This is a genomic window from Melioribacter sulfuriphilus (assembly GCF_051488685.1).
Lineage (GTDB): Bacteria > Bacteroidota > Ignavibacteria > Ignavibacteriales > Melioribacteraceae > Melioribacter.
This window is the reverse complement of sequence record NZ_JBPSEH010000014.1, coordinates 1-14,761: the sequence shown is the minus strand read 5'-3', so window position 1 is coordinate 14,761 and position 14,761 is coordinate 1. Positions and strand designations below refer to the sequence as shown.

General features: G+C 34.5%; 16 protein-coding genes. 9 read left to right on the top strand and 7 right to left on the bottom strand.

Annotated elements, in window-relative coordinates:
- Positions 1 to 300 precede the first annotated feature (300 nt).
- From ACSSV9_RS14425 to ACSSV9_RS14405, 5 genes are all read right to left on the bottom strand, one after another.
- Entirely contained in the window at positions 301 to 945 is a 645-nt protein-coding gene (locus ACSSV9_RS14425) for a class I SAM-dependent methyltransferase (RefSeq protein WP_437347963.1), read from the bottom strand.
- Positions 942 to 1,949: an NAD(P)-dependent alcohol dehydrogenase gene (locus tag ACSSV9_RS14420; protein WP_437347962.1), complete on the bottom strand. Its 1,008-nt coding sequence runs from the start codon at positions 1,947 to 1,949 to the stop codon at positions 942 to 944. The genes ACSSV9_RS14425 and ACSSV9_RS14420 overlap by 4 nt, the downstream gene beginning before the upstream one ends.
- Positions 1,946 to 2,497, bottom strand: coding sequence for an alpha/beta hydrolase (locus ACSSV9_RS14415; protein WP_437347961.1), 552 nt, complete (start codon positions 2,495 to 2,497; stop codon positions 1,946 to 1,948). Before ACSSV9_RS14415 ends, ACSSV9_RS14420 begins: the two co-directional genes overlap by 4 nt.
- Before the next feature lie 361 nt (positions 2,498 to 2,858).
- A complete protein-coding gene (locus ACSSV9_RS14410) occupies positions 2,859 to 3,335 on the bottom strand; it encodes a hypothetical protein (RefSeq protein ID WP_437347960.1) in 477 nt (158 codons plus the stop codon).
- Positions 3,336 to 3,605: 270 nt separating this feature from the next.
- A complete protein-coding gene (locus ACSSV9_RS14405) occupies positions 3,606 to 4,235 on the bottom strand; it encodes an outer membrane beta-barrel protein (protein ID WP_437347959.1) in 630 nt (209 codons plus the stop codon).
- A gap of 215 nt (positions 4,236 to 4,450) precedes the next feature.
- Between ACSSV9_RS14405 and ACSSV9_RS14400 the strand changes: the two genes are divergently transcribed.
- Entirely contained in the window at positions 4,451 to 4,786 is a 336-nt protein-coding gene (locus ACSSV9_RS14400) for a hypothetical protein (protein ID WP_437347958.1), read from the top strand.
- Here ACSSV9_RS14400 and ACSSV9_RS14395 read toward each other — a convergent pair.
- Positions 4,734 to 5,000 carry a hypothetical protein gene (locus tag ACSSV9_RS14395; protein ID WP_437347957.1) on the bottom strand — a complete coding sequence of 89 codons (267 nt, stop codon included), beginning with the start codon at positions 4,998 to 5,000 and terminating at the stop codon, positions 4,734 to 4,736. The genes ACSSV9_RS14400 and ACSSV9_RS14395 overlap by 53 nt on opposite strands.
- A gap of 258 nt (positions 5,001 to 5,258) precedes the next feature.
- Positions 5,259 to 6,044 (bottom strand): XAC2610-related protein, encoded by a 786-nt coding sequence (locus ACSSV9_RS14390; RefSeq protein WP_437347956.1) that lies wholly within the window; start codon positions 6,042 to 6,044, stop codon positions 5,259 to 5,261.
- Positions 6,045 to 6,647: 603 nt separating this feature from the next.
- Here ACSSV9_RS14390 and ACSSV9_RS14385 point away from each other — a divergent pair.
- The 8 genes from ACSSV9_RS14385 (at position 6,648) to ACSSV9_RS14350 (ending at position 14,681) form a co-directional block, all read left to right on the top strand.
- Entirely contained in the window at positions 6,648 to 7,010 is a 363-nt protein-coding gene (locus tag ACSSV9_RS14385) for an ArsR/SmtB family transcription factor (protein ID WP_437347955.1), read from the top strand.
- 1 nt (position 7,011) lies between these two features.
- Complete coding sequence (locus tag ACSSV9_RS14380) at positions 7,012 to 7,356, top strand: hypothetical protein (protein ID WP_437347954.1); 345 nt, start codon at positions 7,012 to 7,014, stop codon at positions 7,354 to 7,356.
- Between the two features lie 99 nt (positions 7,357 to 7,455).
- A complete protein-coding gene (locus ACSSV9_RS14375; RefSeq protein WP_437347953.1) occupies positions 7,456 to 8,739 on the top strand; it encodes a TolC family protein in 1,284 nt (427 codons plus the stop codon).
- 68 nt (positions 8,740 to 8,807) lie between these two features.
- A complete protein-coding gene (locus ACSSV9_RS14370; RefSeq protein ID WP_437347952.1) occupies positions 8,808 to 9,995 on the top strand; it encodes an efflux RND transporter periplasmic adaptor subunit in 1,188 nt (395 codons plus the stop codon).
- Between the two features lie 2 nt (positions 9,996 to 9,997).
- Positions 9,998 to 13,099 (top strand): efflux RND transporter permease subunit, encoded by a 3,102-nt coding sequence (locus tag ACSSV9_RS14365; RefSeq protein WP_437347951.1) that lies wholly within the window; start codon positions 9,998 to 10,000, stop codon positions 13,097 to 13,099.
- A 72-nt stretch (positions 13,100 to 13,171) separates the two neighbouring features.
- Entirely contained in the window at positions 13,172 to 13,402 is a 231-nt protein-coding gene (locus tag ACSSV9_RS14360; protein ID WP_353678112.1) for a GDCCVxC domain-containing (seleno)protein, read from the top strand.
- A 119-nt stretch (positions 13,403 to 13,521) separates the two neighbouring features.
- A complete protein-coding gene (locus ACSSV9_RS14355) occupies positions 13,522 to 13,857 on the top strand; it encodes a P-II family nitrogen regulator (RefSeq protein ID WP_353678113.1) in 336 nt (111 codons plus the stop codon).
- Positions 13,857 to 14,681, top strand: a complete 825-nt coding sequence (locus ACSSV9_RS14350; protein ID WP_353678114.1) for a cation efflux transmembrane domain-containing protein — start codon at positions 13,857 to 13,859, stop codon at positions 14,679 to 14,681. The genes ACSSV9_RS14355 and ACSSV9_RS14350 overlap by 1 nt, the downstream gene beginning before the upstream one ends.
- Positions 14,682 to 14,761: the final 80 nt, after the last annotated feature.

The window sequence follows — 14,761 nt, the reverse complement described above, 5'->3', positions numbered from 1 at the left end:
GCCACCAGCGCCGGGGTTTTTAGAAAATTATTTTTTTTGCAGTACCTCCTTATTAATTTATGATTTTGCCATATAACGGCGTTGCAACTAAGCCGCAGCCCAGAACAACAATGCCGATTTGATTAAATAAATTTTATATTTAGAAATATTTTCATAGCAAGACTACCTTGAACAAGATACTTGAAACGGAACGACAAACACTAAAATTTGTAAAATGCCGAATGCGAAAAAAGCTGTCGGCTTGAGTTGCTTGTTATAGGGCTTCCTATATTATATTGTAATATTTAGGATTGCTGTTTTTCATTTCTTTTCCGTCCAAATATATGCTCGCGTACTTCGATATTCTATATCTTCGTATGGATGTCTTTCTAGGGCATCAATTATTCTAAATCCGGTTCCTTTGACTAATTCTAAGATCTTGTCCGTTTGAAAGAAGTATAAATCAACATCCACATCTATATCATTGGCCTTATCAAAATGCACAGTCTTATTACCGACGTGAAAAGAGAATAAAAATTGTCCTCCTTTTTTCAGTACTCTGTTTACTTCACTGAAAGCCCTTTTGATTTGAGTATAATTAAAATGCACAATCGCATAAAATGCCGTTGCACTAGCGAAATAACCAGCACAATAAGACAGACTAAGAAGATCACCGGTTTCAAACTTGATTTTGGGAAAAAGTTTTCGGGCAGTATTAATCATTTCCGAAGATATATCAACACCTATTATATTTTTTTTGCCGTGATCATATAGAAATTTCGTTATCTGCCCGGGTCCACAGCCGAAGTCGGCACATATTCCGTTGTCTTTGTTAACCGAAGCAAACTCTTTCAGTAATAATCGATCTAATGGTTTTTTGAAAAGTTCATCGCTGCGATTGGTTGCGTAATCATCCGCTACATCATTGTAGCATTTTATTATTTTCGCTTTTGATTGCGTTTTCATATTTTAATTTCCAGCACCAATCTTTTTTTAGTTTTACCATTCCCAACAATTTCTATTGCTTCGTTCATTTTAGAAAATGGCATAATTTCTATAATACTTTCAATATTATGCTTTGCAGTAAAAGCCAACATATCGATCATATTTTTACGACTACCTACGTAATTTCCATAAATAGTTCGTTGTGCATAATCATATAACAAGCCAATGCTGAGTGAAGCTTTTCCTATTGGCTGACCAACAAAGCAAAATTTTCCTTGTGGCTTCAGCATTTTTAAATATGCTTCTATATCAAATCCTACATTTAATGTTGAAAGAATAAAATCAAATTTTCTGTTGAACTTTATCTGATTATTTGAATCAGAGCTATTTATGTATTCTGCTCCGAGATGATTTATCATTTGTTTTTTTTGTAGAGAATGAGAAAAAGCTGAAACATTGTGTTTCATTTTATTAAGAAACTGAATTGCAAATAAACCGAGTCCACCAACGCCTAATACAGCAACATTGGATTCATCCGGCAAATTTCCTCTCACTATTGCTGAATACACAGTAAGCCCGGACGACAACAAAGGAGCTGATTGTGCGGAGTCAAGCTTTTGAGGAAGTTTGAAAGCAAATCTGTAATCAACAATGATATGCTCTGCCCATCCGCCAAAAGTGTCAACAGCAATTGCTTTTTGTTCAGGACAGAATTGTTCATTGCCTTCATTACAAAACTCGCATTCAAAGCAGGCACTCTGCTGATATCCGATACCAACACGATCTCCTTTTTTTAAACCGGTTACTTCCGAACCAACCTTTTCAATGATACCAATAATTTCGTGACCGGGAACCACTGGAAATTTCGTGTCTCCCCAATCATCATTTATAATCTGGATATCTCCTTTAGCAATGCTGCAATGAGTAATTCTAACTAAGACATCATTTTTGGCCAATCTTCTTTCATAAGAAAAAGGCTCTGCTTTACCGCCTTTCTTTTTTATTACATAAGCTTTGATTTTCATAACGATTTTATATCCTTTGCAACGATTGATAAATCATTATTAAATTGATGACCACCTCTTGTTACTTCGCGAAAAATTGCCCACGGAACATTATTCTTGTATATTTTAAGGTGTTCAAATGGACTTGTTTCATCATCCTTGCAATGATAGAAATAAATTGGAATTTCTTTCGGCAGTTTATCAGAAAAATCTTCTTTCAGTTTAAGAGGCTTCACCCAGTCTTCGTCACCACTCCAAAACGGTGGTGCGATAAGAAAAATGCCGGGAATTTTTTTTCTAATCTTATTTTCGGAAAGAAATTTCAGCAGCATTGAAGCGCCAAGTGAATGTCCAACCAAAACAACTTCGCTTTTGACAGAAGAAATTTCTTTACCAATTCGCTGTAGCCATTGCTGCGCAAAATCAAGTGTTGATTCATCGGGAAGCATTTTAGGGTAATGCACTTCATAAGCTGTTCCCAATTTTTTTTGCAAAGAAGCGGCTAACTTTGAATCAGCTTCATAACCTCCATTACCACCGCCTTGTATAAACAAAACAAGCTTTTTCAATTTGTAAGTCTCCTCAATTATTTAATGCAATATATAGTGTTCGCTAACATCTGGAAAATACATTTAACAACAACTTGAATTATTATGCCCTATAACAGAGTTGCGGCTAACGCGCCGCCCATAACAAGGAAGCCAAGTAAAACACAACTGATAAATATTAAGCCGTAGGTGCTTAAATTGCGTCAGCAAAGCACCGAAGGCAAGTTAATTAATTAGAACGAACACTTAGAACAAAATGCCAAACAAAAACCAAATGCCAAAAATTATAAATCCGCCTAACCATAATGGCGGTCGGGTTGAGGCGCTGGTTAGGTTACTTCTTATTTAATTAGTTTAATTGATTTAATGTTTTTAGCACTATTTAATTTTTGATTAATTGAATGTTCTCTAGCACAGTATTTTTTGATAATTCAGACAACCTTTGTTTCAATTCAATAACAACAGGATAATCTAGCGTTGATAAATCAATTTTATGTAATTTATCATCGGCGCCTATAATTTCTATATTAACAACTCCAATCTTAATTGATTTAATCTTATCCCAATTGAAAGAATATATTTTACTAAATGTAGATGGTTTTATTTTAAAATATTCATTTGTCAAATCAATAAATGCACCTCCAAACAAACTAGAGAGAGATTTACCTAATCCGTCATAATAAAAACTGATTCCTAATAAAAGGAAATATAAACTATAGATTATATTAAATAATGATAGGTTGTTATCATTATATTGAATAATAATCCATAACACAGAGAAAATGACACTTAAAATTCCATAAGCCTTTTTAGGTAAAGACTTTTTCTTCTTATCAAGGTCAATATGTAATTCTTTCATACAATAATTCCCACTATGAAATAAATTAGTACAAATTTAGTAACCTAACGGCTTTGTGGCTAAGGCGCAGCCCAGAACAAGAATGCTACTTAGAAAACAACTGCCGATGATTTAGCAAACTGTGCTTATCTTTTTCGCAAGCACAGTTTGCAAGTTTAATTATTAGAACGACCACCTTGAACAAGTTAGCCGAAACGGAACGGTCAACTTTATAATTTGTAAATTGCCAAATGCGAATACGCTGTCGCCTTGAGCCACTTGTTATGTGCATTAATAATAAAGAACAAAAAGCATTTCAAAAGAATTGTTAGTAATTTCTTGACCAAATTTTGAATAACTCGCTGTGAGATTTGGACTATATCTAAATTCTAAACCGGTTCCAAAGCCAATTAATTCTTTTGTACGAAATCCTAATCCGACACTTACACCATAATCAATATCTTTAAATTGCTGATATATAAAATCAAAACCTTCGCCTTTTTTATCAATTGCAAAATCAACTCTTCCGCCACCAACAGCATAAATTTCAAATACTGATTTATAAAAAGTATAATTAACATTTATAGGAATTGATATGTAATTAACGTTAGGTCTTTCTGTTATAAACTCACCAGTACCATCAGGAAATTGCATTGTTGTAATTGGTATGTCGTATCTCAAACCTTTTTGTACAAAATGAATTTCAGGAACGAGAGCGATTCTTTCACCAATGCCAATATCAGCAAATGCACCAATATCTAAGCCCCATTTAGTTCGAACACCATTATCATTATTTGAGTCGTGCGTCCATTTTGGAGTAGAAGCAGTTGTTCCGGCTTTTAGACCAAAGCGAATGAAACTCTGTGAATATATTATTGAAGAACTGCAAACAATAAGAATTAAAAGAACTTTTCTAAACATAAGAACCCCTATTTTTAGTTGCACATAACGACGTTGCGCTTAACCCGCCGCCCATAACAGGGAAGCCAAGCTAAAACGAAACGAAAAATATTAAGCCGAAGGTGCTTATCTTTTTTCGTAAGCACCGAAGGCAAGTTAATTAAATAGAACGAAAACTTTGAACTGAATAATGAATAAAATACCAGACCCGAAAATTAGAGGACAGCCGAACTAAAATGGCTGCCGGCTTGAGTAGCTGGTTATATGCGATATTTTATTTATTAACAATATTAAAAGGACAAATTATGAATAACAAAAAACTTTATGGCTATGAATTAAAAAAAGTAGAAGTGCATCTTGGCGAAAAAGTTCCAATGAAATTTTTTGCCATCTCTAAAGCCACAACAATTGCACATTTACTTATTGAACTAAACCAAAAATTAGAAGCATACAACACTTTAGCATCGTTGCTTGATAAAAAAGAACTCTTACAAGATAGAAGTCATCCGATCTATGATGTTATAGACGAGAGCTACGAATGTTTTCAAGATAATCAAAGTAACATTCAATGATGTGTCTATCTTTAAGCTCAAAATCTAAAATAGGACTTTCGATGAGTAACTTTCTAAATTTTTCAACCGAGCACCCAGTTGTTTTTATAGTATGTGCTTGTGCTTCTTGCAAAAGTGAAGCGGTGGCAAAAATATCCCTTAATGTTTCTGCATTGAGCCAAGCCATTGTGTTGAAATATTTCTCAACTACTTCCATAAAAAGTTTTTCATCCATTGTTAAGCCCTTAAAATTTGTTTAAGCACATAACGACGTTGCGGTTAAGCTGCTGCCCAGAACAAGGAAGCCAAGCTAAAACGAAATGCCGATGATTAAGCAAACAGTGCTTATCTTTCTTCGCAAGCACGGTTTGCAAGTTTATTAATTAGAACGACTACTTTGAACAAGTTATCCGAAACGGAACGACTAATATTAAAATTTCAAAAAGCCGAATGCGAAAGCGCAGTCAGCTTGAACCGCTGGTTAGGTGCGTTTTTAATTATGCCAATATCTTCTAAGGTTCTCAGGGATATTTTTACTTTTAATAATAGTTGAATCGGATTTTATAACTTTATCATTTTCATAATAATCTGTTAAATGAATAAATTCACATTCATCATAGCCTAAAGAATCCATTAATTTTTCATCTACTATTTTGAAATAATCACATTTTATTATCGCAAGACTATCGCCTTGCCAGAAATAAGTATCTACATCAGCTTCTCGCCCAAATGACCTTAGACGCCTATAGGTTCTAATGACTTTCTCATCAGGAAAGGGTGTAGGATTACACAAATCATATAAAGACCAATTATAATCAAAATAGTTTTTATAAGGATTATATGTTCCAACTTCATAGAATTGATTAACTGAATATGCGTTAGCTCCAGAAGTATATTTAAATCTAATATCAAAATAACCGTCGAAGTTGTAATCAATAAATATTCCTTCATAACTTAAATCTTTATAACTATACTCATAATCTATAGGTCCATAATAAGCATCTGATGATGATTCAATTATTTGTAAAACTGTATCAATATCATCTCTAAAAATATCAACTCTAAAAAATGTTATTCCTAAGTTCGGTGCAACTTCTCCAGCTTCAAAAAATTCTCTATATCGGAAATGAAAATCTGGCAGAGAAGGATTGATGTTAAAGGTTAACATTGTGTCGACTAAATTTCCAAATTTGTTTTTAAGATTATTCGGATTCCAATTATCTTGGGCTTTTGTAAAATGTGTATTTATAACTATAAATAATATGAATAATTTTAACATCTGTGACACGCACCTAACGACGTTGTGGCTAAGGCGCAGCCCAGAACTACAATGCCGAACTTGTTAATAATTTATATAATTACAAAAAACTTTCATAGTACGACTACTTTGAACAAGATACTTGAAACGGAATGACTAACATTAAAATTTCCAAAATGCCGAATGCGAATACGCTGTCGCCTTGAGCCACTTGTTATACCGCTTTTTTACATTACTCTTTAAAACATCGCGTGGTTAAAACTAATTTATATTTGCTAAAATATTAATTTAATATTTTCTTCTATTTGATTTTTTCATTTACCTTGAAGAAACGAATAAAAACTTTTCCCCAAGTGGTGGTGCGACAGCACGACCACATTTTAACAATATTGATTATACCAAACCTAAGCCAATTGTGCTTTAATAATTTTTACAAGTTGAACAATTTAAAATAAAACATACAACCTTTTTTACTTAGATAATTTAATCAAGCACAGTTGGCGGCGAAAAAGAAATACTGAGTGACCAGATTTTAATACTTGAGCTAGTATGAGTATAAAATAAATTATTTTGATGAGATTATATTATTTGCACATTTGCTCAAATGTTTGTTATATTTGAGCTATGAAAAAAGATACAATAACACCAGTTTGTGAAATCGATTTTATTGACGAAAAGAAAGTAAAGTCTATTAAGAAACGAATACCGGATGATTCTTTGATAACTGAACTTTCTGAAACTTTCAAAAGTCTAAGTGATTTTACAAGATTAAAAATTTTACTTTCTCTTGCTGAAGATGAATTGTGTGTTTGCGATATTGCAGCTTTAACCGGAGTTTCGGTTTCAGCAATTTCTCATCAATTAAGATTGTTAAAAAATAATAGACTGGTTAATCATAGAAAAGAAGGAAAGATGGTTTATTATTCTTTAGATGATGAACACATTAATAAAATTGTAAACGAAGCAGCTAAACATTGTAAAGAATAGTATGTTTATACATAAACTAAATAGAATTACAAAAATAATTGCAGCTATAATCTTTACGGTGATTGTTTTTACCTTCCTTCATTCCGAAGCCGGTTTGCTTAACTATGATGGCGATAATCACGGAACACACGATTATTGTGAGATAGTAAAAACAGCAACAAATAAAATTACTAAAGATGTTTCAAAAGATATTTATAAGCTGCCGGTTGATAAATCAATTTACTTTCATTGCATTGATGAAACAAACCAGCATTCTAAATCAATTTCAATTTTAGGTTCAGAGCAATTCTACACTCCCCAAAAGACAACTAAAGTTTACCTTTTCAACAGAACATTTCTGATTTAATCCTTTTCAAATTCATTCTCATTAATTCCTTTTCGTAAAGGGATTACTACGTTCATCGGCAATGCCGGGACATCATTATTAAAAAATTTTGGAGACAGTATGTTGAGTTTTGCAAAATCCCTTTTTGCGGGCAGGCAATCATTTGCTTTATTTATTCTAGTATTGGCAGTTAGCATTCTTAATGCTCAAGAAAGAATTGATAAAGAATTAACATTAAATGAAGCTATTAAAATTGGATTAAAGAATAATCCGGAAATAAAATCAGCGCAACAAAATATTTCAGCGGCTAAAGGAAGATTTTGGAGCGGAATATCTTTACCGCAACCGGAAATTGGTGTAAGCTATGAATACACACCGGTAAATAAAAGTCTGAACAATTTTAGTGAAAGAACATTTGAAGTAAGTCAATCTTTTGAATTTCCTTCAAACTACTTTTTAAGAGGTTCAAAGTTCAGCAAAGAAGAAGAAATCGCTTTCTATAGATTGAAACAAACTGAAATTAGAATAACGGCACAAATAAAATCTGCTTACTACAATGTTCTTGCAAAAAAAGATTTACTAGGAATAGCAGAGGAAAATTTAAGGATAGCAGAAGACTTTTCTAAGAAGGCAGAGATAAGATATAATGTTGGTGAAGGAACTAATCTGGAAAGATTAACTGCAAAGGTTCAATTTACAGAAGCGAAAAATAATTTAGAGGTAGCCAGCAATGAACTTAGAACTGCCTTTGCAGAATTGAATTTTTACCTAGGATATGGAAAGCGAACTGACGAAATTTTTACTCTCGCTGATAGTCTGACTTATTTACCATCGGATAAATTCACTTTTGAAGAGTTGTATAACTTATCACTATCCGTTAATCAACAAATTAAAATTTCGGAACTGAATGTAAGCACAGCCTCAATTAATAAATCACTTGCGTGGTCTTCACTGCTGCCAAATTTTAATCTTGGCTATTTCAAACAAACACGGGATGGTGATAATGGTTTTTATGGAGCTTCATTTGGAATATCCGTTCCACTTTGGTTCTTGTTTGAGAACCGAGGACAAATTCAGGAAGCTACAGCAAACGTAAATATTGCGGAATCGGAACTGCAATTAATAAAGAATGATGTTTATCTGAGATTGAGAAGCGCTTTCAACAATTATGAGAACGAACTAAGACAGGTGAATCTTTATATAAGTGATATTCTACCGCAGGCGGAAGAAGTCTACCGTTCCGCATCAGCAAGTTACGATGCCGGAGAAATAACTTATATAGAATTTTTACAGGCAAGACAAACATTGATAGGTGCATACAGCAATTATACGAATGTGTTGTTCAACTACTACCGTTCAATATTTACACTTGAAGAAACGGTTGGACAAAATCTTTTGAAATAGAACACAGATGACACAGATTAAACTGATTTCCACAGATTATAAAAAATATTTTTAATAAAGGAGTTAAAATGTTGATTAAAAAATTAAGGACTGAATTCATAGCAGCAATCATTTTTGTAGCTGTAATTTTTGTCGGATGCGGTGATAATAAAACAGAGAATACAGAAAGTGAAATGAAGGAAAAAGAATCGCACGAAGTAAGTGAGGTGGTGCTTTCTTCAGAAGCAAGAAGCAAAATTGACCTTGCCTTTGATGAGGTAAAAGAAGGAACAATCAGCGGAATGCTGAAAGCACCAGCCAAAGTAATTACTAACCAGGATTATGAAGCACAGGTAAGTTCATTAGTTCAGGGAAGAGTGCTCGAAGTATATGTTAAAGAAGGCGACTATGTAAAAGAAGGACAAATATTAATGCACGTTGAAGGACTTGAGATAGGTGAGATAATAGCAGATTATCTGCAAGCCAAAGCTATGCTTGATTTTACCAAAGCTGCTTATGAAAGACAGCAAACCTTACTTGAACAAAATGTTGGTTCACAAAAATCATTTCTTGATTCTAAAGCCGAGTATGAAAAAGCTTTGGCTGAATACAATGCAGAAGATAAAAGAATTCATTCCATAGGTTTAGAACATAGTGATATAGAGACAAGCAAAGATTCTGAACACATTGCGGGTGTGCTTCCAATTAAAGCGCCTATTGGTGGAATAATAGTAGAAAGAAATGTAGTGATTGGTCAATTGGTTGAAGCGAACACAACTGCTTTTAAAATAATGAATATATCTACTCTTTGGGCTGAAGGACAGATTTATGAAAAAGACCTAACTAAAGTTACGGGAAAACCGAAAGTTGAGTTTACTACACCGGCATATCCAAATGAAAAGTTCAAAGGAGAGGTAATTCTAATTGGACAAACTATTGATGAGCATTCAAGGACAATAAAAGTCAGAGCTTCGCTTCAAAATACAAACGGCAAACTTAAGCCAAATATGTTTGGCGAATTGTTCATACCGATAAGCAGCAATACAAAAGGAATCATTGTTCCAACTGATGCAATTGTAAAAGAAGGAAATGAATCTTATGTATTTGTAGTTGAGAACGATTCGACTTTTTCAAGACGCAATGTTGAAACAGGTATTGAGTTTGCTGGAATGAGAGAAGTAGTAAGCGGCATAAAGAAAGGTGAAAAGATTGTAACCAAAGGAGTTTTCTTCCTAAAGTCTGAATTATTAAAAGAAACATTTGGAGAGGAAGAATAATTATGATTGAAAGAATATTAAGATTTTCATTAAAGCAAAAGCTGCTCGTTTTGTTTGCAGTTATTTTGCTTATTGCTGGCGGTATAGCTGCATTCAGAATATTGCCCATAGATGCTGTTCCCGATGTAACAAATATTCAGGTTCAGATTCTTACTAATTCCCCGACGCTTGCACCGTTGGAAGTTGAACGTTACATAACCTTTCCTATTGAAGTTGCAATGAACGGAATACCGGATGTTGAAGAAATCCGTTCTGTATCTAAGTTCGGCTTATCATTAGTAACAGTAGTCTTTCACGACAATGTAGATATTTACTTTGCACGACAGCTTGTATTCGAGCGGCTTCAAAAAGCAGCAAAAGATATTCCACCGGAATTTGGTAAACCGGAACTTGGACCAATCAGCACAGGTCTTGGTGAAATTTATCAATACATTATCAGACCTAAAGACAAAAAAGCAAAGCAAGATTCTACTACTTTGATGGAAATGAGAACTCTCCAGGATTGGATCGCCAAAAGACAGTTACTAACTGTTCCGGGAATTAACGAAGTGAACAGCTTTGGCGGAATTGAAAAGCAATACCAGGTGTTGGTAGATCCGCAAAAACTTTTAAGCTATAATCTCACCTTACGAGATGTGTTTAATGCTGTTGCTGAAAACAATGCAAACACCGGCGGCGCTTACATTGAACACGCTAATGAACAATATTTGGTTCGCGGTTCCGGCTTAGTTCAAAGTATTGATGATATAAATAACATTATCGTAAAGACATTAGAGAACGGCACTCCGATTTACGTTCACAACGTAGCTGATGTTCAGCTTGGCTCGGCTATACGGCAAGGCGCTGTTACAATGAACGGCGAAGGTGAAGTTGTTGCCGGAATTACAATGATGCTTAAAGGTGAGAACAGCCGTGTAGTAGTTGATAGAGTTAAGGAAAAAATTGAAACTGTTCAAAGGGCTTTGCCGGACAGTGTTACGATTGAACCTTTTTATGACAGAGCGGAATTAGTTAATAAAACAATAAAAACAGTCCAGACAAATTTAATTGAAGGCGGCATACTTGTTATTCTTATTCTTGTTCTTCTTCTTTACAATTTACGCGGTGGATTTATAGTTGCTTCCGTAATTCCTCTTTCAATGTTGTTTGCCGTGATAATGATGGTTGCAACCGGCGTGTCAGGAAATTTAATGTCGCTTGGCGCTTTGGATTTCGGATTGATTGTTGACGGCGCTGTAGTAATGGTCGAGAATGCAATACGAAAGCTTCACGAAAAGAGAAATGGAGTAAGCGCAGAGGAAACATTATTGGAATCTGCTTTAGAAGTTGGAAGACCGGTTGTGTTCGCAGTGGGAATTATTATTATTGTTTACTTCCCTATAATGACTCTTACCGGAATTGAAGGAAAAATGTTCAAGCCGATGGCATACACTGTAACTTATGCTTTAATAGGTGCATTGATTCTAAGCTTAACTTACGTGCCGGTGATGAGTGCTTTGATGTTTAGAAAAGGAAAAGTGACTGAAAAAGAAAGTCCAATTATTACTTGGTCAAAAAAGAAATATGTTCCGATATTAAAAAAGATTCTTCATAAAAGAATTTTCGTGACTGGAATTGCTGCTGCATTTGTCATTGTTAGTCTAGTAATTTTTCCATTCTTAGGAAGTGAATTTATTCCCCAGCTTGATGAAGGTTCGATTGCTTTACAAGCGTTGCGATTACCAAGTGTATCATTAACAACCGCTGTAAATACAACATCTTTAATTGAGAAAGAAATATTGAAATTTCCGGAAGTGAATTACGTAGTTTCAAAAACAGGGCGTGCAGAAATCGGCACTGATCCGATGGGTGTAGAGATGAGCGACATATATGTGGAACTGAAACCAAAAGATGACTGGACAACCGGAAGAAATAAAGAAGAACTTGTTACTGCAATGAGTGAGCAGCTTTCAAAACTTCCCGGAATGGTTTTTAGTTTTTCGCAGCCGATTCAACTAAGAGTTGCTGAATTGATTGCCGGAGTCCGCTCAGATATTGCTATTAAGCTTTTTGGTGAAGATTTACAGACTTTAAAAGAAAAAGCTGAAGAAATTGCAAAAGTAGTAACCAAAATTGAAGGTGCGGCTGATGTGAAGGTTGAACAGGTTACAGGTTTACCGCAATTACAGATAAAAGTTGATAGAGGAAAGATTGCACGATATGGAATAAATGTAGCGGATGTAAATCAAATTATAGAAACAGCCATTGGCGGAAAATCTGCCGGTGAAGTTTTTGAAGGTGAAAGAAGATTTGATTTAGTTGTGCGCTTCAAAGAGGAATCAAGAAACAGCATTGATGTAATAAAAAACATCTTAGTTCCTACTCCTAATGGTTCGGGTATTCCACTTAGTCAAATTGCGGATGTTTTTGTTGAAGAAGGACCGGCTCAAATAAGCCGTGAGCATAGCCAGAGAAGAATCGTAGTGGAATTGAATGTAAGAGGAAGAGACATTGGAAGTTTCGTTGAAGAAGCTGAAAGAACTATTTACGATAAAGTAAAACTACCAGCCGGATATTATTTAGAATGGGGCGGAACATTTGAACAGCTTGCAAGCGCAAGAGAAAGACTGGCAATCGTTGTTCCCTTATCACTCTTCTTAATCTTCCTACTGTTGTTCACTTCTTTTGGTTCGATAAGAAATGCTTTACTGATTTATACCGGAATTCCTTTTGCAATTGTCGGCGGTATTTTTTCATTGTTGATAAGAGGAATGCACTTTAGTATTTCTGCCGGTGTGGGATTTATTGCATTATTTGGAGTTGCAGTCTTAAACGGAGTTGTGATGGTTTCATTTATTAATCATTTACGGCAAGAAGGAAAGCCGCTGGAAGATGCAGTAATAGAAGGAGCGGCAACAAGATTGCGCCCGGTGTTAATGACAGCGCTTGTAGCATCGCTCGGTTTTATTCCAATGGCAATATCAACGGGAGCCGGTGCAGAGGTTCAAAGACCACTTGCTACTGTTGTTATCGGCGGATTGATAACATCAACAATATTAACGTTGTTTGTTCTTCCAACGTTTTATATGTGGTTTGAAAAGAGAAAAGAAGAGAAGCCCCTCTAAATCTCCCCGAAGGGGAGACTTTAGGACTATCTTCGGTAGTTAAAATGAGAGATAGTAGATGGGAAATAGATTATGAAAAACATAGTAACAAAATCAAAAATAAAATGTCCTTATTGCGGTTATGAAAAAGAAGAAGAAATGCCGATAGATGCTTGTGTTCATTTTTATGAATGCAACTCTTGTGGAAAAATATTAAAACCAAAAGAAGGTGAATGCTGCGTCTTTTGTTCTTATGGTGATGTCAAGTGTCCGCCAAAACAGATAGAAGAAAAGCCCCCTAAATCCCCCAAAGGGGGACTTTAGATGGAAGATGTTTGATGGTAAATGGAAAATGTGAGAAGCATAGCGCAAAGAGCAAGGCGTTTAAGAATGAAATTAAGAAATAGAGAAAATCAATAATCTTAAAAAAAAAGGAAAAAAATATGAAAGAGATAAAAGCAATTGTTCAGCCGTTTATGTTAATAAAAGTAGTAAGTGCACTTCATAAAATTGACGGGCTTCCCGGAATAACAATTTCTGATACTAAAGGATTTGGTAAAAGCAAAGGGAAAAAGGAAAACGGTGAGGAAGGAATTTTTGAATTTGTGCCAAAGAATAAAATAGAAGTTGTGGTTCCGGATGAGATGGTTGAATTAGTTGTAAACACAATTCAGAAAAATGCTCACACCGGCAATCCAGGTGATGGAAAAATTTTTGTTACTGAAGTTAGCAATGTTGTAAAGATAAGAACAAATGAAAGAGGAGAAGGAGCGATATAATGGAAAAATCTATCTATAAAATTTCTAAGATGGATTGCCCGTCTGAAGAACAGTTGGTAAGAATGAAATTAGAAAATATTAATGGCATCTTGAGAATGGATTTTGATATTCCAAACAGAACACTAACTGTTTTGCATAACGGAGATAATGAAGTAATCTCGGAACAAATCGGTGAATTAAACTTAGATTCAAAGTTGATTAAAAGCATTGAGACTAATGAATATGCTCACTTAAAAATTGAAGAATCAAATCAAGTAAAACTTTTATGGACTGTTCTAATAATCAACTTCGGGTTTTTTGTCATTGAAATGACAACCGGGATTATTTCAAAATCAATGGGGCTTGTTGCAGATTCGCTTGATATGTTTGCAGATGCGGCAGTTTACGGTATGAGTCTTTTAGCGGTAGGCAAAGCTGTTTCGCGGAAAAAATTAGTAGCAAAATTAGCAGGTTATTTCCAATTTTCTTTAGCGGTTATCGGCTTCATTGAAGTAATAAGAAGATTCATAGATTTTGAAGAAATACCGGATTTTCAAACAATGATTATAGTTTCAGTTCTTGCCTTGATTGGAAATATTTTTTCCCTTTATCTGCTTCAAAAGGCAAAGAATAATGAAGCACATATGCAGGCAAGTATGATTTTTACTTCTAACGATATTATTGTAAATGGGGGTGTTATTACTGCCGGATTTTTAGTCAGCATTTTAGATTCTAAAATACCGGATTTAATAACTGGAGCGATTGTGTTTACTTTTGTAATTAGAGGTTCGTTTAGGATATTGAAATTGGCAATTCAAAAAACAAATCATATTGAATCTAACTAAGCGGTATAACGGCGTGGTTTTTAAGCCGCCGCCTATAACAGCAATGCAACTTTGAAAACCAATGCCAATAATTTATTAAT